This is a genomic window from Streptomyces sp. NPDC052701, assembly GCF_040678355.1.
Taxonomy (GTDB): Bacteria; Actinomycetota; Actinomycetes; order Streptomycetales; family Streptomycetaceae; genus Streptomyces.
This window is the reverse complement of the sequence record NZ_JBFATO010000005.1, coordinates 79,841-97,294: the sequence shown is the minus strand read 5'-3', so window position 1 is coordinate 97,294 and position 17,454 is coordinate 79,841. Positions and strand designations below refer to the sequence as shown.

The window sequence follows — 17,454 nt, the reverse complement described above, 5'->3', positions numbered from 1 at the left end:
GCGGTCAGAAGCCGCCGCCGCCCCCGAAGTCCCCGCCCCCGCCGCCGAAGTCACCGCCGCCACCGAAGTCGCCTCCGCCGAAGCCGCCCGCGAAGTCGTCGGTGTTGAAGTCGGCTCCCGAGACGTCACCGCCCTCGTAGCCGCCGAAGTCGCCGTACCCGGCGCCGTAGTCGGCCGCGTAGGCCGGGCCGGCCATCATGCCGCCGAGCATCGTGCCGATGAGGAGGCCGGGCAGGATGCCGCCGCCGAAGTAACCGCCGGCCCAGGGGCCGTAGGCGGGGCCCGCCTCCCAGTAGGGGCGGCGGCCGTACTCGGTGTCGACCTCGCGGATCACCGGGTCGCGGCCCTCGGCCAGGCGCGTGGCGTCGGCCGCGCAGACCGGGACCTCGCGCGGGGCACCGTCGGGCGGGGTCCAGGCGGCGTCGGCGACCGAGGGCCCGTGGCGGGGGTCGAAGAAGCAGGGCGGGCGGCGCTCGGGCAGCGGACGGCCCGCGCGGCGGGCGGCGAGCTGCGCGAGGGCGAAGCGGCCGTCCTCCACGGTCTCGGTGACGGCCTTGACGTCCTCCGGGCGCACGGCGGACGCCATCAGCGACTTCGCCCGCTCGTAGGCGTCCAGGGCGCGCTCGTAGTCCGCGTGCATCGCGTCGTCGGCGCCGGGTTCGCCGGGGTGGAAGTCGAGGCGGTCCAGTTCCTCGCCGAAGGCGGTGATGTCCTCGTCGACCACGACCCGCAGCTTCTCCAGCGCGGCCCGCTGCTCCTCCTCGTGCCGGCGCCGGTTGCGGCGCGCCAGCGCGTACGCGCCCGTGCCGCCGGCGGCCAGCAGCGCGCCGGCGGTGATCAGCGCCCCGGTGGGCACGCCCTGGCCGCCGGAGCCCTCGCTCCAGGTGTTCGGCGCGGAGCCGCCCATGTTGCGCAGCGCGCTGTCCACGAAGTCGTTCAGCTGGGCCTTGGCGTCGCCCGCGCCCTGCACGGACGAGACCAGGTTCCGCACCGCCTGGTTGCCCAGCACCGCGCTGTCGGCGCGCGCGTCGAAGCGGTCGCCGAGACGGATGCCGTACAGGCCGGTGACACCGGTCTCGGTGCGCAGGTCCCGGAAGAGGTTCCGCGTCGGGTAGTCGGCGGGCAGGACCGCCACGAAGACGGGCTTGCCGGCGTCCTCGATCTTGTCGGCGAGCGCCTCCGCGTCCGCCTGCGACAGCTGCGCGGAGGCGGCCGGGTCCACGTAGACGGGACTCTCGCGCAGCGCCCGGGCGACCGCCGAGAGGTCCGTGGCCGCGTGCGCCGCGGGCGCACCGGCCGTCAGCACCGCCAGCACGGCGGCGACCGGCACGATCAGCAGGCGTACGAAGGTACGCGTCCATGCGGCCTTCATATGTTCGAAGCTACCCGAAACGGAACACAAAGGGGACATCGACCCCGACCGGGACTTTCCAGGGTCGGGGCCGATGTCCGTGTCCGGCCGCCTCAGGCGGCCCGGTAGGCCTCCGTCAGCTTCGCCACCGCCTTCGCGTAGCGTCCCGTCAGCAGCAGGTGGTCCGCGTCGGCGAACGGTTTCGCGACCGCCGCCGTGAGGTCCTGTCCGGCCTTCCGCTGGACGAGCAGCCGGGCCTTGGTGACCAGCGCGCGGCCCGCCCGGTCCGCGCCCGCCCGTTCCGCCGCCGCGGCCGCGAGTCCGAGCGCCTTCAGCGTCGCCGCGCCGCCCTCGGGCACCTCGGTCAGGGTGGTGAGGCCCCAGCCGTACGGATACTGCGGGTCGTACGAGGCGTCCCCGACGTTGATCGGCAGTTGCGCCTCGGACCTGGGCCAGGTCACGGGGAGCTGCCCGGTGAAGGGCCGCCGGCCGTAGAGCACGTCGGCCACGCCGTCGCCCTCCGTGCCCGGCAGCCAGGACGCCACCAGAGCGTCGATGTCGCCGAGCCGGTCGCCGAGGAGCTGCGGGCGCCCGGAGACGATCAGCACCGCGCACCTCATCGCGCCGCACACCTTGTCGACGGCCGCCCGGTCGGCCGCGGACAGCTCCAGGTCGTGGCCGTTGCCGACGTCTCCGACGCCCTCGGCGTACGGGGTCTCGCCGACGACGACCACGCCGACGTCGTGACCGGTCAGCGGTGCGGAGGCGTCCTTGGAGTAGGTGATGTCGCCGCCGGCCCCGCGCATTCCCTCCAGGACGGTGGTGCCCGGGGTGATGTCGCCGGACGAGCCCTGCCAGGTGATGGTCCAGCCGCCGCTCTGGTTGCCGATGTCGTCGGCGTTGGAACCGGCGACGTACACCTTCTGGTCCTTCTTCAGCGGCAGCAGGCCCCGGTCGTTCTTCAGCAGCACCTGCGAGGCGGCGACGGCCTCGCGGGCCACGGCCCGGTGCGCGGCGGAGCCGATCTTCGAGGCGTTGCGGGTGTCGGCGTAGGGCCGTTCGAACAGGCCCAGCCGGAACTTCTGGGTGAGGATGCGCGCCACCGCGTCGTCGATCCGCCGCTCGCTGATCCGGCCCGCCCGTACCTCGTCGACCAGGGTCGCGCGGAAGTCCTTGTAGGCGTACGGCACCATGATCATGTCGAGGCCCGCGTTGACGGAGGTGCGGACGTCCGAGGCGTGGTCGCCGGGGATCTGGTCGATGGCCTGCCAGTCGCTGATGACGAAGCCGTCGAAGCCCATGCGGTCCTTCAGCACGCCGTTGATCATGTCGGCGCGGGCGTGCATCTTCACCGGGCCCCGGCCGTCGCCGATCAGGTCGAGGGAGGAGTAGGAGGGCATGACGGTGCCCACGCCCCGGTCGACGGCGTCGGTGTAGGGCGCCAGGTGCACGGCCTCCAGCTCCTGCCGGGTGACCTTGGTGACGCCCTGGTCGATGGGGTACGTGCCGGTGGTGGAGGAGCCGTAGGAGGTGCCGCCGTCGCCGACGAAGTGCTTGGCGGTGGCGAGGACCTTGTCGGGCCGGTCCAGGTCCCGGCCGTCGGCCCTGCCCTGCAGGCCCTGGATCATCGTCGCCATGGACTCGACGAGGGCCGGGTCCTCGCCGAAGGCCTCGTACGCCCTGCCCCACCGGTCGTCCCGGGTCACGCACAGGCAGGGGGCGAAGTCCCAGGGGATGCCGGTGGCCCGGGTCTCGGCGGCGGTCACCGCGCCCGCCCGGTAGGCGACGGCGGGGTCGCGGGTGGCGCCCAGGCCGATGTTGTGCGGCATGATCGTCGCGCCGGCCAGGTTGTTGTGGCCGTGCACCGCGTCGACGCCGTAGACCAGCGGGATCTGGAAGCGGGTGGCCCGGGCCCGGAGCTGGAAGGCGTCGATCATCTTCGCCCACGCCTCGGGGGTGTTGGGCGTCGGGGTCGAGCCGCCGCCGGACAGCAGCGAGCCGAGGGCGTACGCGGCGACGTCGCCGGGTTCGGTGAGCGCGGCGCGCTCGGCCTGGGTCATCTGGCCGGCCTTCTCCTCCAGGGAGAGGCGTCCCAGCAGGTCCTCGACGCGCTTGCCGACCGGCAGCCGGCTGTCCAGGTACGGCAGGCCGTGCGCGTCGACGACGACCTGCGGGGTGTCGGCGGGGGGTTCGGCGCCGGTGACGGCCAGTTTCACCGGGACGGTCTCGGCCGCCTCGGCGGAGCGGTCCTTCAGCGTGGGGACGCGCAGGGTGCGGGTGGTGCCGGAGGCCGTGCCCGCCGGGAAGGTGATCTCTCCCGCGGCCGGGGTGTAGTCCCTGCCCGGCTCGGCGGTGCCGCCAGAGGTGTCGTACCTGACGGTCACGGGCTCGGCGAGCGGGGCGGCGCCGGTGGTGGCGACGGTGAGCCGCACGGTGGCCGTGCCGCCCTCCGTCACCGGGTACACGGCGGCGTCCGTGGTGAGGGAGGCGCGCAGGGACTGGTCGGCCCTGCCGTACAGCTCGACGCCGTCCATGGCGAAGTCGCCCTGGGTGCCGGCCGGGAGCGTGACGGCGTACCCCCACATCCGCGTCAGGCCGAGGACCTGGTCGATGCCGCCGACGGGCTGGTGGTCGGTGCGGTAGGCGAAGTCGGTGAACGGGATCTCGACCCGTTTCCAGCCGGTGAAGTCGTCGGTGAAGGAGGCCGTCCACAGTTCGGAGGCCCCGCCGTTCGCGCCGCCGTCCTTGATCTCGAAGGCGATCTTCCTGCCGTTGTTCCCGCCGTGCCACCAGAAGCGGACGCCGCGGTGGGCGGACCAGTCGCGGGGCGGCTCGGTGGAGGCGAACTCGTGCGTGAAGCCGCCGTAGCCGCTGATGTCGTAGGTGCCGGCGAGGACCTTGTCGCCCTCGGGGGCGTCGGTGCGGCCGGCCAGGCGCAGGGCGGGCGGGTCGTCGTTGTCGGAGCCCCACGTGAAGATGCCCTCGGCGGGCGGGTTCGCGAAGGGCACCTCGCCCTCGAAGCGGTCGAGGGGGACGGGGGCGGGGTCGTCGGCCGCGGCGGCGCCCGCGGAGGCCAGCGGGAGCAGTCCGGTGAGGAGGGTGGCGCAGGCGAGCAGGGCGGTTCTTCGCATGGAACGTCCCTCTACTCTCGTAATTCACTTACGACTTAGCTCACGCCGTGAGTTAACTGGCTTGATTTCAGGCCGTCAAGACATCACGTCAGGAACCGCACCCGCGCAACCCGCTTTCCCCTCACGGCCGTCGTTCTTTCGGAAGGTGAACGCGCGACCCCTTGACGCGTCCACGGAGCCGTCATTTACTCACGCCTCGCACGCCCCCCTCCATCCCCCACCTCCAGAAGGGCGGCGCTCCATGAGGCGATCGACAAGGAGACCGGCGCGGACTCTCGGCCTGCTCGTCGCCGGGCTGCTCACCACCGCCGGGTTCACCGCCGCCACCCCCGCGCGGGCCGCGGGCGAACAGGTCACCGCCTGGCTCACCACGACCGACGACGCCGCCGGGCGCCACGTGGTGCGCGGGCTCCAGGCGCAGGCCCCGTTCGCCTTCCAGGCCGGCACCGGCGGCAGCGGCGAGAACATCACCGTCGACGAGAACACCCGCTACCAGACCTTCACCGGCGGCGGCGCGTCCTTCACGGACACCGCCGCCTGGCTGATGAACGGCAGCGGGGCGCTCGGCCAGGCCACCCGCGACGAGACCATGCGCAGGCTGTTCTCCCCGACGGACGGCATCGGCCTGTCCTTCCTGCGCAACCCGATGGGCGGCTCGGACCTGGCCCGCTTCGGCTACACCTACGACGACCTGCCCGCCGGCCAGACGGACCCCGCACTGGCGCGGTTCTCGATCGCGCACGACCTGGCGGACGTGGTGCCGCTGACCCGCCAGGCACGGCAGCTGAACCCGGCGCTGACCGTGATGGCCTCGCCGTGGACGGCACCGGCCTGGATGAAGGACAGCGGGCAGCTCAACGGCGGCTGGCTGAAGGCGGAGCACTACGGGACGTACGCCTCGTACTTCGTGAAGTACGTCCAGGCCTACCGGGACCAGGGCATCCCGATCGCGTACGTCACCGCGCAGAACGAGCCGACGTGCTGCGCGGGCTACCCGTCGATGAGCTGGAACGCCTCCGGACTGGCCTACTTCACCAAGAACGAGCTGCTGCCCAAGCTCCAGGCGGCGGGCCTTTCGACCAAGGTGCTGGCGCACGACTGGAACTGGGACACCTACGACGCCTACGCGGCGCAGACGGTGGACGACGCGGCGGTCCGCGCGCACCCCAACTTCGGCGGGATCGCCTGGCACGGCTACGGCGGGGACGTCGCCAAGCAGACGGCCGTGCACGACCGGTACCCGCAGCTGGACGCCTTCGGCACCGAGCACTCGGGCGGCACCTGGATCGCCGACCAGCAGCGCGAGGACATGATGAACATCATCGACTACACGCGCAACTGGGCGAAGTCGGTGACGAAGTGGTCGCTGGCGGTGGACCAGAACCGGGGGCCGCACAACGGCGGGTGCGGCACGTGCAGTGGACTGATCACCGTGCACAACGGGGACGCGCGGCACGGGCAGGTCGACTACACCGTCGAGTACTACACGATGGGCCACCTGACGAAGTTCGTCCGTCCGGGCGCCCACCGGATCGCGTCGACGGCCTCGTCCGCCGTCCCCAACGTGGCGTGGCGCAACCCGGACGGCTCCAAGGCGCTGATCGCCTACAACGGCTCCTCGTCGGCGCGCACGGTGACCATCAACTGGGGCTCGCAACACGCCACTTACACCCTCCCGGGCAAGACCTCGGCCACCTTCGCCTGGTCGGGGACGCAGTCCGGCGGCGGCGCCCCGTCGGGCGCGTTCGTCGGGCTCGCGGACAAGTGCCTGGACGTGGCGGGCGGTTCGGATGCCAACGGCACCCCGGTGCAGCTGCACGACTGCAACGGCTCGGCGGCCCAGCGCTGGACCGTGCAGGCGGACGGTTCGCTCCAGGCCCTCGGCAAGTGCCTGGACGTGGCCTCGGGATCGACCGCCGACGGCGCGAAGGTGCAGCTGTACGACTGCAACGGCACCGGCGCGCAGCGGTGGTCCTACGACGCGGCCGCCAACGACGTGGTGAACACGGCCGCGGACAAGTGCCTGGACGTGACGGACAACTCCTCGGCGAACGGCGCCCGCGCACAGATCTGGAGCTGCACGGGCGCCGCCAACCAGAAGTGGAGACTGCGGTGAGCCCGGCCTACGCGGCCGGCTCCACCCCCGCCCGCAGCAGGCCGTAGGTGCAGGCGTCCTCCAGGGCCTGCCAGGACGCCGCGATGACGTTCTCCGCGACGCCCACCGTCGACCACTCCCCCGCCCCGTCGGAGGTGGAGATCAGGACGCGGGTCGTGGACCGGGTGCCGTGCTTGCCCTCCAGGATGCGGACCTTGTAGTCGACCAGCTCCAGCCGGGCGAGCTGCGGGTAGATCCTCTCCAGCGCGACGCGCAGGGCGCGGTCCAGGGCGTTGACCGGACCGTTGCCCTCCGCGGTGGCGACGATGCGCTCGCCCTTGGCCCACAGCTTGACGGTGGCCTCGTTGGCGTGGGTGCCGTCGGGGCGGTCCTCGACGATCGCGCGCCAGGACTCCACCTCGAAGTACTTCAGCGGCCGGCCCTCGGCCTCGGCGCGCAGCAGCAGCTCGAAGGAGGCGTCGGCGGCCTCGTACGTGTAGCCCTTGAGCTCGCGCTCCTTCACCCGCTCCACGACCCGGCCGACGAGCTCCCGGTCGCCGCCGAGGTCGATGCCGAGCTCCTTGCCCTTGAGCTCGATGGAGGCGCGGCCGGCCATGTCGGAGACCAGCATCCGCATGGTGTTGCCGACCAGCTCGGGGTCGATGTGCTGGTACAGGTCCGGGTCGACCTTGATCGCGGAGGCGTGCAGGCCCGCCTTGTGCGCGAAGGCGGAGACGCCGACGTAGGGCTGGTGGGTGGAGGGGGTGAGGTTGACGACCTCGGCGATGGCGTGCGAGATGCGGGTCGTCTCGCGCAGGTGCCCCTGTGGCAGGACCCTCTTGCCGTACTTCAGTTCCAGGGCCGCCACGACCGGGAAGAGGTTGGCGTTGCCGACGCGCTCGCCGTAGCCGTTCGCGGTGCACTGCACGTGGGTCGCGCCCGCGTCCACGGCGGCGAGGGTGTTGGCGACCGCGCAGCCGGTGTCGTCCTGGGCGTGGATGCCGAGCCGGGCGCCGGTGTCGGCGAGGACCGTGGAGACCACGGCCTGGATCTGCGCCGGGAGCATGCCGCCGTTGGTGTCGCACAGCACGACGACGTCGGCGCCGGCCTGCGCGGCGGTCCGTACGACGGCCTTGGCGTACTCGGGGTTGGCGCGGTAGCCGTCGAAGAAGTGCTCGCAGTCGACGAAGACCCGGCGGCCCTGGGAGCACAGGTGGGACACCGTGTCGCGGACCATCTCCAGGTTCTCCTCCAGGGTGGTGCGCAGGGCGAGCTCGACGTGCCGGTCGTGCGCCTTGGCGACCAGCGTGATGACCTGCGCGCCCGACTCCAGGAGTGCCCTGACCTGCGGGTCCTCGGCGGCGGTCGCGCCGGCCCGGCGGGTGGCGCCGAAGGCGACGAGTCGGGCGTGCCGGAAGTCGATCTCCTGCCGCGCCCGGGCGAAGAACTCGGTGTCCCGCGGGTTCGCGCCGGGCCAGCCGCCCTCGATGAAGCCCACGCCGAAGTCGTCCAGGTGCCGGGCGATGGTCAGCTTGTCCGCGACGGTGAGGTTGATGCCCTCGCGCTGCGCGCCGTCGCGCAGGGTGGTGTCGAAGACGTGGAAGGAATCGTCGAGCTCGCTGGTTGCGGTCATGGTCTGAAGGCTCCTGTGAGGGATCTCGGTCTACCGGAATGACCGGCTCCACCGTCCCCATGGCCCCTCGCGCTTTCGCTCCCGGCTGCGGATGGGCCAGAAAAGCGAAAAACCCCTCGCGGGTGCGAGAGGTCTGCGCGCGGGTCGAGGACGACGGTGGCCGCCCGTACCTGGTCGTACGTGCGGTCACTGCGGACCGGCGCGCCTGCTGCCAATAATCGTGGCGAACGAGAGCACGGGGGCAGTCTGGCACACGTTGTCCCCGTGCTCGCCGTCCGTCTCAGGATGCGAGCGGTGCGCCGGCCGGCGCGGGGCCGGGCGCGGGCGGCGGTCCGGCCCGGGCCCGCCGCCGGGCACGGCCGGTGCCCGGCGGCGGACCGCCGGGCACGGTTCAGCCCAGGCGGTGCATCCAGCCGTGCTTGTCCTCGGCCGTGCCGCGCTGGATGTCGAGGAGGGCCTGGCGGAGCTTCAGGGTGACCTCGCCGGGCTCGCCGCCCGACTGCCGCCACTGGGCGCCCGCGCGCTTGACCGTGCCGACCGGCGTGATGACGGCCGCCGTGCCGCAGGCGAAGACCTCGGTCAGGGTGCCGTCCTGCGAGTCGCGCTGCCACTGGTCGGCGGAGATCCGGCCCTCCTCGGCCCGGTAGCCGAGGTCGCGGGCGACGGTCAGCAGGGAGTCGCGGGTGACGCCCTCCAGGATGGATCCGGTGAGCGTCGGCGTGACGATCCTGTCGCCGTACACGAAGTACAGGTTCATGCCGCCGAGCTCCTCGACCCACCGGTGCTCCACGGCGTCGAGGTAGCAGACCTGGTCGCAGCCCTGCCTGGCGGCCTCGGCCTGGGCGAGCAGGGAGGCCGCGTAGTTGCCGCCCGTCTTGGCGTCGCCCATGCCGCCGGGGACGGCGCGCACGCGGTCCTCGGAGACCCAGATGGAGACCGGCTTGACGCCGCCGGGGAAGTAGGCGCCGGCCGGGGAGGCGATGACCACGAAGAGGTACTCGTTGGCGGGCTTCACGCCCAGTCCGACCTCGGTGGCGATCATGAAGGGGCGCAGGTAGAGGGACTCCTCGCCGCCGTGCGCCGGCACCCACGCCTTGTCCTGCCGCACCAGCGCGCCGCACGCCTCGATGAACGTCTCGACCGGCAGCTCGGGCATCGCCAGGCGGCGGGCGGAGCTCCGGAAGCGCTCGGCGTTCTTCTCCGGGCGGAAGATGGCGACCGAGCCGTCGGGCTGGCGGTAGGCCTTGAGGCCCTCGAAGATCTCCTGCGCGTAGTGCAGGACCGTGGTGGCCGGGTCGAGGGAGAGCGGCGCGTACGGCACGAGCTGGCCGTCGTGCCAGCCGCGGCCCTCGGTCCACCTGATCGTCACCATGTGGTCGGTGAAGTGGCGGCCGAACCCGGGGTTGGCCAGGATCGCCTCGCGCTCGGCGTCGGCGAGCGGGCTGGCGGAGGGCTTGAGCTCGATCGTGGGCGTCGTCATGGGTTGATGTCCTTCACCGGTTGTAGTGACGGGCCGCGTTCACGCCCGTACGGCCGGTGGCCGGTGCTGGGACGTCCGAGCATTCCCTCTGTCGGCGGCTCCGCGTTCGATTATCGCAAGCGGAGGCCGTGGAAGAAATCGGGGTGAATGCGGCCCGGGGGTCGATGGTGGCACCCGGCGGGGACAGGGGGAAGCCGCCGGGCGCGGAAGGGGCCCGGCGGCTTCGTGGGTGACAGGAGAAGCGCGGCGGGTCAGCCGGCTACTCGTACGGCGAGCGCGTCGCCGATCTCGGAGGTGCTGCGGGCGGGCCGGCCGACCCGCTCGGCGAGGTCGGCGGCGACCGCGTCCTCGATCCGGGCGGCCTCGGCCTCGTGGCCGAGGTGGCGCAGCAGCAGGGCGACGGACAGGACCGTGGCGGTGGGGTCGGCCTTGCCCTGGCCGGCGATGTCGGGGGCCGAGCCGTGGACGGGCTCGAACATCGAGGGGAACTCGCCGGACGGGTTGATGTTCCCGCTCGCGGCGACGCCGATGCCGCCGGAGACGGCCGCGGCGAGGTCGGTGATGATGTCGCCGAAGAGGTTGTCGGTGACGATCACGTCGAAGCGCTCGGGCTGGGTGACGAGGTAGATGGTCGCCGCGTCCACGTGCATGTACTCGGTGGTGACCTCCGGGTACTCCTCGGCGACCCTGGCGAAGACGTTCGTCCACAGGTGGCCCGCGAAGGTCAGCACGTTGTTCTTGTGGATCAGCGCCAGCTTCTTGCGCGGGCGGGCCTGGGCGCGGGCGAAGGCGTCGCGGACCACGCGCTCGACGCCGAAGGCCGTGTTGACCGAGACCTCGGTGGCGACCTCGTGGGGCGTGCCCTTGCGGATGGTGCCGCCGTTGCCGGTGTACGGGCCCTCGGTGCCCTCGCGGACCACCACGAAGTCGATGGACGGCGCACCCTTCAACGGCGTGTCCACCCCCGGCAGGAGCTTGGACGGGCGCAGGTTGACGTGGTGGTCGAAGGCGAAGCGGAGCTTGAGCAGGAAGCCGCGCTCCAGGACGCCGGAGGGGACGCTCGGGTCGCCGATCGCGCCGAGCAGGATGGCGTCGTGCCGCTTCAGGGCGTCGAGGTCGGCGTCGGTGAGGGTCTCGCCGGTGGCGTGGTAGCGCCGGGCGCCGAAGTCGTACTCCTTGGTCTCCAGCTTCACATCCTGCGGGAGGACGGCGGAGAGGACCTTCAGGCCTTCGGCCACGACCTCCTGGCCGATGCCGTCACCGGGGATCACTGCGAGATTGAGGCTGCGAGACATGCCGGGCACCCTACTCCTCGTCCCATGGAATGACACACACTGTCCGCGATGCGGACATGCGGTGACAGGGCGGCGCGCCGGGGCGTCGGCTGCCGTTCACCCGTGGGTGGGGCGGCTGTTGGCCTGTGCTGGGAAGTTCCCTGCCATGGAGATCCCCGACTTCGGCATCCCGCCCCGGCTCGCGCAGCGGATGAGCATGGCGGAGCAGCACGAGTACCTGCGGACGCGACTGTCCCGGCGCCGCGCGCTGGTGACGGCGGGGGCGGTGGCGGGCGGACTGCTCACCGGGTGTTCGGGAGCGGCCGGTGCGGACCGGCCCGCACCGGCCACCTCGAAGGCCCCGGGCTCGGCCGTCATCCCCTTCGGACGCCATCTCGCCTTCGGCGCCGACCCGAAGACGCAGATGCGCGTCTCCTGGCAGGTGCCGCTCGCGGTGCGCGCGCCGTTCGTGCGGGTCGGCCTGCGCCCCGACGACCTGGGGGCCAAGGTGGCGGCGGAGCTGCGCGACCTGCACACGCCGGGGGTGCGGGGGGTGCGGCCGGCGGTCGAGCAGTACTACCTGCACGCGGCCCTGGACGGCCTGCGGCCGGGCACGACCTACTACTACGGCGTCGGCCACGAGGGTTTCGACCCGGCCTCGCCCGGGCGCCGGCCGACGGTGCACTCCTTCCGCACGGCACCCGCGGCGCCGCCGGAGCGGTTCGTGTTCACCGCCTTCGGCGACCAGGGAGTCAGCGGGGACGCGGCGGCCAACAACCCCGTGCTGCTGCGCCAGAACCCCGCCTTCCACCTCCACGCCGGCGACATCTGCTACGCGAACCCGACGGGCCGGGGCAAGGACTCGGACGCGTTCGACGCCACGCAGTGGGACCTGTTCCTGAAGCAGACCGAACCGGTGGCCGGGTCGGTGCCGTGGATGGTGACGACCGGCAACCACGACATGGAGGCCTGGTACTCGCCGGACGGCTACGGCGGCCAGCTGGCCCGCTTCTCGCTCCCGGACAGCGGCTTCGACCCGCGCACGGCACCGGGCGTGTACGCGTTCACGTACGGCAACGTCGGCGTGGTCGCGCTGGACGCCAACGACGTGTCGTACGAGATCCCCGCCAACTTCGGCTACACGCAGGGGAGGCAGACCCGGTGGCTGGACCGCACGCTCGGCGAGCTGCGGGCGGCGCGGGACGTCGACTTCGTGGTCGTCTTCTTCCACCACTGCGCGTACTCCACGTCGACGCACGCCTCCGACGGCGGGGTGCGCGCCGAGTGGGTGCCGCTGTTCGCCCGGCACCAGGTGGACCTGGTGATCAACGGGCACAACCACGTCTACGAGCGGACCGACGCCGTCAGGAACGGCGAGGTCGGCAGGCCGGTGCCGATCGGCGGGTCGACGGACCCGCGGCGGGACGGGATCGTGTACGTCACCGCCGGCGGGGGCGGCAAGACCCTCTACGGCTTCCCCGCGGGCGTGCGGGACAGCTACGAGGGACACGTCAGGGACCGCGAGTCGGTCGCGTCCTTCCGGTGGACGCGGTCCAGGGACCGCAGGGACGAGACCGTGGGGTGGTCGCGGGTGCGCTACACCGGCTTCTCGTTCCTCGCGGTGGAGGCGGTGAGCGGTGCGGCTCCGCGGCTGGAGGTGTCGGCGCTGGCGCAGAGCGGCGAGCGGATCGACCACTTCGAGGTGCGGCGCGGCGGGTGAGGCCGGGCCGCACCCCGAAGCGCGGGTGCGGCTCCCGGTACGGGGCGGCTCAGTGGCCGGTCGAGCCGCCGTTGTCCCGGCGGTCGAGGGCGCGCTGGAGGGCGGCGGCGGCGTTCTTGCGGTCGGACTCACTCGTACGGGAGGCGTGGCGCACGCGGCGGCGGACGGTCGTCTCGGCCATGGGAGATCGGCTCCTTCGAGGAAAGGGAGGTGCGAGACTCCCCCACCGCCTCATGGGCGTGGGCGGGGCCCCCAGATGGGGCGGGGAGCGGTGCCGCAGGGGTTGCCTGCACGGGGCCCGGCTCACGACCGCCAGTCGCTGGGTCGGCGAGACGTTCGGCTCCTACAAACGTAGGCGAGGAGAAGGCATCTGTCTCCACAATTACTCGGACTTCCTACTATCTGAGACGGCGCGGTGGCCCCCACCGGCCTGGCCTGCGGTGACGCCTAGAGCACGTCGCCGTCCCGCCAGTCGAAGACCAGCTCGTCGCCGGCTCCGGGGGGCGCGGGCCACAGGTAGGTGGAGCCCTCCTCCTCCGGCAGCCGCACCACCCCGTCCGGGCCGAGCGCGAGGACGCGCCCGTCCCACGCCCGCCAGCCCCGCGCCTCGTACAGCCGGGCGCCCTCGTCGCTCGCGGAGAGCGCCCCGAACGCGTAGGCCCGGGTGATGATCCCTTCCAGGGCGTCCATGACCCGGCCGCCCAGCCCGGTGCGCCGCGCGTCGAGCCGGACGGCGACGCCCTCGACGTATCCGGTCCGCAGCCAGCGGCCCCCGTGCCGTACGCGCCGCATGACCACGGCGCCGTGCGCGGCGAGCCCGCGTCCGTCGTCCACCAGGGCGTGCACGCCGCCCAGGGTGTGGTCCCAGTCGTCGTCGGAGAAGTCGCCGTCGAAGGCGTCGTGCAACAGGCCGCGGACGGCGCGGAGTTCCGCCGGGGTGAGGTCCGCGGTGTGGGCCGTGCGCAGTCGGGTGGTCATCGCCCCAGTATGCGAGCAGGATGGAAAGGTCCGGCTTTCGGAGGGAGACCCGATGTCGGCGCAGCGGCCCCGCGTGCAGGTGATCACCCAGCACCGTTTCGGCGGACCGGACGTGCTGGAGACCGAGGAGCGCCCGTGCCCCGGGCCCGCTGCCGGCGAGGTCCTGGTCCGGGTCCGCGCGGCGAGCGTCAACCCGGCGGACTGGCTGGCGCGTTCGGGGGCGGTGCCGCGGTACGGGGAGCCGCCGTTCACGGCCGGGCAGGACGTGTCCGGGGAGGTGGTGGAGGCCGGGGCGGGCGTCACCCGGTTCCGGCCCGGCGACGAGGTCTTCGGCCGGATCGACGGCGGCGGCCACGCCACGTACGTCGCGGCGCCCGCCGGGCGCTTCGCCGCCAAGCCGCACGGGCTGGACCACGTGCACGCCGCCGCCGCGCCGACCGCGGCGCTGCTCGCCTGGCAGGCCCTGGTCGAGACCGCCCGGGTCGGCCCGGGCAGCCGCGTCCTGATCGACGCGGCGGCGGGCGGCGCGGGGCACGTGGCGGTCCAGCTGGCCAAGGCGCAGGGCGCGTACGTCGTCGGGACCGCCCGTGCCGACGACCACGGCTTCGTGCGGGACCTGGGCGCCGACGCGTTCGTCGACGACACGGCCGCCGACCTCGCCGGGACCGTCCACGGCCTCGACGCGGCCCTCGACCTGGTCGGCGGCGACCACGGTCCCCGCGCCCTCGGCACCCTGCACCCGGGCGGCCTGCTGCTCTGCGCCGTACCGGCCGACCCGGGCCTGGCGCCCGAGGACGCGGAGGCCCGCGGCGTACGGTGCGCGGTCGTGGAGGCGGACGCCCCGGACGAGCGCCTGACACGGGTCGCCGGCCTCCTCGCCGACCAGCGGATCCGCGTCCACGTGGCGGCGACGCCGCCGTTCACGGACGCCGCCAGGGCCCACGAGCTGGGCGAGACGGGACGCGCGCGGGGCGCCGTCGTGCTCGTCCCGGCCAACTGACCGGCCCCGGCCGCGTGCGCGCGCCTTCGGCGAACTCGCCGCGGCCACCGCGGGGAGCCCGCCCGGCGACCGGGCCCCGGACACGCCGACGGGCCGGGCCTGCGCGGCCCGGCCCGTCGGCGTCGCGAGGGCTCAGCCCATGTGCGGGTACGTGTAGTCCGTCGGCGGGACCAGCGTCTCCTTGATCGCGCGGGTCAGGGTCCAGCGCTGCAGGTTCTGCGGGGCACCGGCCTTGTCGTTGGTGCCGGAGGCACGGCCGCCGCCGAAGGGCTGCTGGCCGACCACCGCGCCGGTCGACTTGTCGTTGATGTAGAAGTTGCCGGCCGCGTAGCGCAGCCTGTCGGCCGTGTGGGCGGCGGCGGCGCGGTCGTTGGCGATGACCGAGCCGGTCAGGGCGTAGTCCGAGACCGACTCCATCTGGGTCAGCATCTCGTCGTACTTGTCGTCCTCGTAGACGTGCACCGCGAGGATCGGGCCGAAGTACTCGGTGCGGAACACCTCGTTCTCCGGGTCGGTGCACTCGATGACGGTCGGGCGCACGAACCAGCCGACCGAGTCGTCGTAGGTGCCGCCCGCGACGATCGTGCAGGCCGGGTCCTGCCGGGCGCGGTCGATGGCGGCCTTGTTCTTGGCGAAGGCGCGCTCGTCGATGACGGCGCCGATGAAGTTGGACAGGTCGGTGACGTCGCCCATCTTGATGCCGTCGACCTCGGCGGCGAACTCCTCCTTGAAGCCGGAGTTCCAGATGGAGGCCGGGATGTACGCCCGGGAGGTCGCCGAGCACTTCTGGCCCTGGTACTCGAAGGCACCGCGGGTCAGGGCGGTCTTCAGCACCGCGCGGTCGGCCGACGGGTGGGCGACGACGAAGTCCTTGCCGCCGGTCTCGCCGACCAGGCGCGGGTAGGCGCGGTACTTCTCGATGTTGGCGCCGACCGTCTTCCACAGGTACTGGAAGGTCTTGGTCGAACCGGTGAAGTGGATGCCGGCCAGCTCCCGGTGGTTCAGGGCGACCTCGGAGACCTCGATGCCGTCGCCGGTGACGAGGTTGATGACGCCCTTGGGCAGACCGGCCTCCTCCAGCAGCTGCATCAGCAGCACGGCGGCGTGGGTCTGCGTCGGGGACGGCTTCCACACCACGACGTTGCCCATGAGGGCGGGCGCGGTCGGCAGGTTGCCCGCGATCGCCGTGAAGTTGAACGGGGTGATCGCGTAGACGAAGCCCTCCAGCGGGCGGTGGTCGAGGCGGTTCCACACGCCCGGGGAGTTGGCCGGGGGCTGCTCGGCCAGGATCTGGCGGGCGTAGTGCACGTTGAAGCGCCAGAAGTCGACGAGCTCGCAGGGGGTGTCGATCTCGGCCTGCTGGGCGGTCTTGGACTGGCCGAGCATGGTGGAGGCGGCCATCGTCTCGCGCCAGGGGCCGGCCAGCAGCTCGGCGGCGCGCAGGAAGACCGCGGCACGGTCGTCGAAGGACAGCGCGCGCCAGGCGGGCGCGGCGGCCAGGGCCGCGTCGATGGCGTCCTGGGCGTCCTGCCGGGTGGCGTTGCGGTAGGTGCCGAGCACGGCCTTGTGGTTGTGCGGCTGGACGACCTGGAAGGCCTCGCCGCCGCCCATCCGCTTCTCGCCGCCGATCGTGCAGGGCAGGTCGATCGGGTTGTCGGCCAGCTCCTTGAGCCTGGCCTCCAGCCGGGCGCGCTCGGGCGAGCCGGGGGCGTAGCCGTGCACCGGCTCGTTGACGGGGGTGGGGACCTGGGTCACAGCGTCCATGGTGTCCGTAACTCCTTAGTGAGCGGTGGTTCGGGCTCAGCCCTTGGTGAGGATCGAGCGGGCGAAGAAGCGCAGGTTGGCGGGCTTCTCCGCGAGGCGGCGCATGAAGTAGCCGTACCAGTCGGTGCCGTAGGCGGTGTAGACGCGCATGCGGTGGCCCTCGGCGGCCAGCCGCAGGTGCTCCTCGGACCGGATGCCGTACAGCATCTGGAACTCGTACTCGTCGAGCTTGCGCCCCGCGCGGTGGGCGAGCTCCTGGGCGACGGCGATCAGGCGCGGGTCGTGGGACCCGATCATCGGGTAGCCCTCGCCGTCCATCAGGGTCCTCAGGATGCGGACGTACGCCTTGTCGATCTCGTGCTTGTCCTGGTACGCGACGGACGCGGGCTCCTTGTAGGCGCCCTTGACCAGGCGGACGCGGCTGCCGCTGTCGGCGAGGCGGCGGGCGTCGGCCTCGGTGCGGAAGAGGTAGGCCTGGATGACGCAGCCGGTCTGCGGGAAGTCCTTCCGCAGCTCCTCGTGGATGGCGAACATCGAGTCGAGGGTGGTGTGGTCCTCCGCGTCGAGGGTGACCGTGGTGCCGATCTCCGCGGCGGCCTCGACGACCGGGCGGACGTTGGCGAGGGCCAGCTCGTGGCCGCCGGCCAGGGCCTGCCCGAACATCGACAGTTTCACCGACATCTCGGCGCGGGTGCCGAGCTGAAGCGGCTTGAGCCGGTCGATCAGCTCCAGGTAGGCGTCGCGGGCGGCGGCGGCCTGCTCGGGGGTGGTGATGTCCTCGCCGACGACGTCCATCGTCAGCTCCAGGCCCTTGCCGGTGAGGTCCTGGATGATCGGCAGGACCTCGTCGACCGTCTCGCCGGGGATGAAGCGGTCGACGACCTGCCTGGTCCCCGGGGCCGCCGAGATCAGACGACGCATCCGGTCGCTGCGCGACGCGGCGAGAATCACGGGACCCAGCACGGGGCACCTCCACAGACACAAGCACCAGAAGGCCGACACCCGACCGTTCGGGTACGGCACGGAGA

At 72.7% G+C, this 17,454-nt stretch carries 12 protein-coding genes; 3 read left to right on the top strand and 9 right to left on the bottom strand.

From position 1 onward, the window contains the following. Positions 1 to 4: 4 nt before the first annotated feature. Together AB0L29_RS08775 and AB0L29_RS08770 are read right to left on the bottom strand one after the other, a co-directional pair. The gene (locus AB0L29_RS08775) at positions 5 to 1,372 is read right to left on the bottom strand and encodes a hypothetical protein (RefSeq protein WP_365824825.1); all 1,368 of its coding nucleotides are present in this window, start codon (positions 1,370 to 1,372) and stop codon (positions 5 to 7) included. Between the two features lie 92 nt (positions 1,373 to 1,464). Next, positions 1,465 to 4,482 carry a glycoside hydrolase family 3 N-terminal domain-containing protein gene (locus AB0L29_RS08770; RefSeq protein WP_365824823.1) on the bottom strand — a complete coding sequence of 1,006 codons (3,018 nt, stop codon included), beginning with the start codon at positions 4,480 to 4,482 and terminating at the stop codon, positions 1,465 to 1,467. 241 nt (positions 4,483 to 4,723) lie between these two features. On the opposite strand from AB0L29_RS08770, the gene AB0L29_RS08765 reads away from it, so the two are divergent. Beyond that, positions 4,724 to 6,598 (top strand): ricin-type beta-trefoil lectin domain protein, encoded by a 1,875-nt coding sequence (locus tag AB0L29_RS08765; RefSeq protein WP_365824821.1) that lies wholly within the window; start codon positions 4,724 to 4,726, stop codon positions 6,596 to 6,598. Between the two features lie 7 nt (positions 6,599 to 6,605). On the opposite strand, the gene cimA is transcribed toward AB0L29_RS08765, so the two are convergent. The 3 genes from cimA to AB0L29_RS08750 form a co-directional block, all read right to left on the bottom strand. Next, entirely contained in the window at positions 6,606 to 8,210 is a 1,605-nt protein-coding gene (cimA, locus tag AB0L29_RS08760) for a citramalate synthase (protein WP_365824819.1), read from the bottom strand. 391 nt (positions 8,211 to 8,601) lie between these two features. Continuing rightward, on the bottom strand, positions 8,602 to 9,690 hold the full coding sequence (locus AB0L29_RS08755; RefSeq protein WP_365824817.1) for a branched-chain amino acid aminotransferase: 1,089 nt from the start codon (positions 9,688 to 9,690) through the stop codon (positions 8,602 to 8,604). 251 nt (positions 9,691 to 9,941) lie between these two features. After that, the gene (locus tag AB0L29_RS08750; RefSeq protein WP_365824815.1) at positions 9,942 to 10,985 is read right to left on the bottom strand and encodes a 3-isopropylmalate dehydrogenase; all 1,044 of its coding nucleotides are present in this window, start codon (positions 10,983 to 10,985) and stop codon (positions 9,942 to 9,944) included. Between the two features lie 145 nt (positions 10,986 to 11,130). On the opposite strand from AB0L29_RS08750, the gene AB0L29_RS08745 reads away from it, so the two are divergent. Further along, on the top strand, positions 11,131 to 12,684 hold the full coding sequence (locus tag AB0L29_RS08745) for a metallophosphoesterase family protein (RefSeq protein WP_365824813.1): 1,554 nt from the start codon (positions 11,131 to 11,133) through the stop codon (positions 12,682 to 12,684). A 49-nt stretch (positions 12,685 to 12,733) separates the two neighbouring features. Here the strand turns inward: AB0L29_RS08745 and AB0L29_RS08740 are convergent, their stop codons facing one another. Continuing rightward, entirely contained in the window at positions 12,734 to 12,865 is a 132-nt protein-coding gene (locus tag AB0L29_RS08740) for a hypothetical protein (protein ID WP_095534071.1), read from the bottom strand. A 266-nt stretch (positions 12,866 to 13,131) separates the two neighbouring features. Further along, positions 13,132 to 13,662, bottom strand: coding sequence for a GNAT family N-acetyltransferase (locus AB0L29_RS08735; protein ID WP_365824811.1), 531 nt, complete (start codon positions 13,660 to 13,662; stop codon positions 13,132 to 13,134). A gap of 52 nt (positions 13,663 to 13,714) precedes the next feature. On the opposite strand from AB0L29_RS08735, the gene AB0L29_RS08730 reads away from it, so the two are divergent. Continuing rightward, positions 13,715 to 14,662: an NADP-dependent oxidoreductase gene (locus AB0L29_RS08730; protein ID WP_365824809.1), complete on the top strand. Its 948-nt coding sequence runs from the start codon at positions 13,715 to 13,717 to the stop codon at positions 14,660 to 14,662. A 132-nt stretch (positions 14,663 to 14,794) separates the two neighbouring features. Here the strand turns inward: AB0L29_RS08730 and pruA are convergent, their stop codons facing one another. Together pruA and AB0L29_RS08720 are read right to left on the bottom strand one after the other, a co-directional pair. Beyond that, positions 14,795 to 16,426: an L-glutamate gamma-semialdehyde dehydrogenase gene (gene pruA, locus AB0L29_RS08725; protein WP_365824807.1), complete on the bottom strand. Its 1,632-nt coding sequence runs from the start codon at positions 16,424 to 16,426 to the stop codon at positions 14,795 to 14,797. A 36-nt stretch (positions 16,427 to 16,462) separates the two neighbouring features. Next, positions 16,463 to 17,389, bottom strand: a complete 927-nt coding sequence (locus AB0L29_RS08720; RefSeq protein WP_365824805.1) for a proline dehydrogenase family protein — start codon at positions 17,387 to 17,389, stop codon at positions 16,463 to 16,465. Between the last annotated feature and the right edge of the window lie 65 nt (positions 17,390 to 17,454).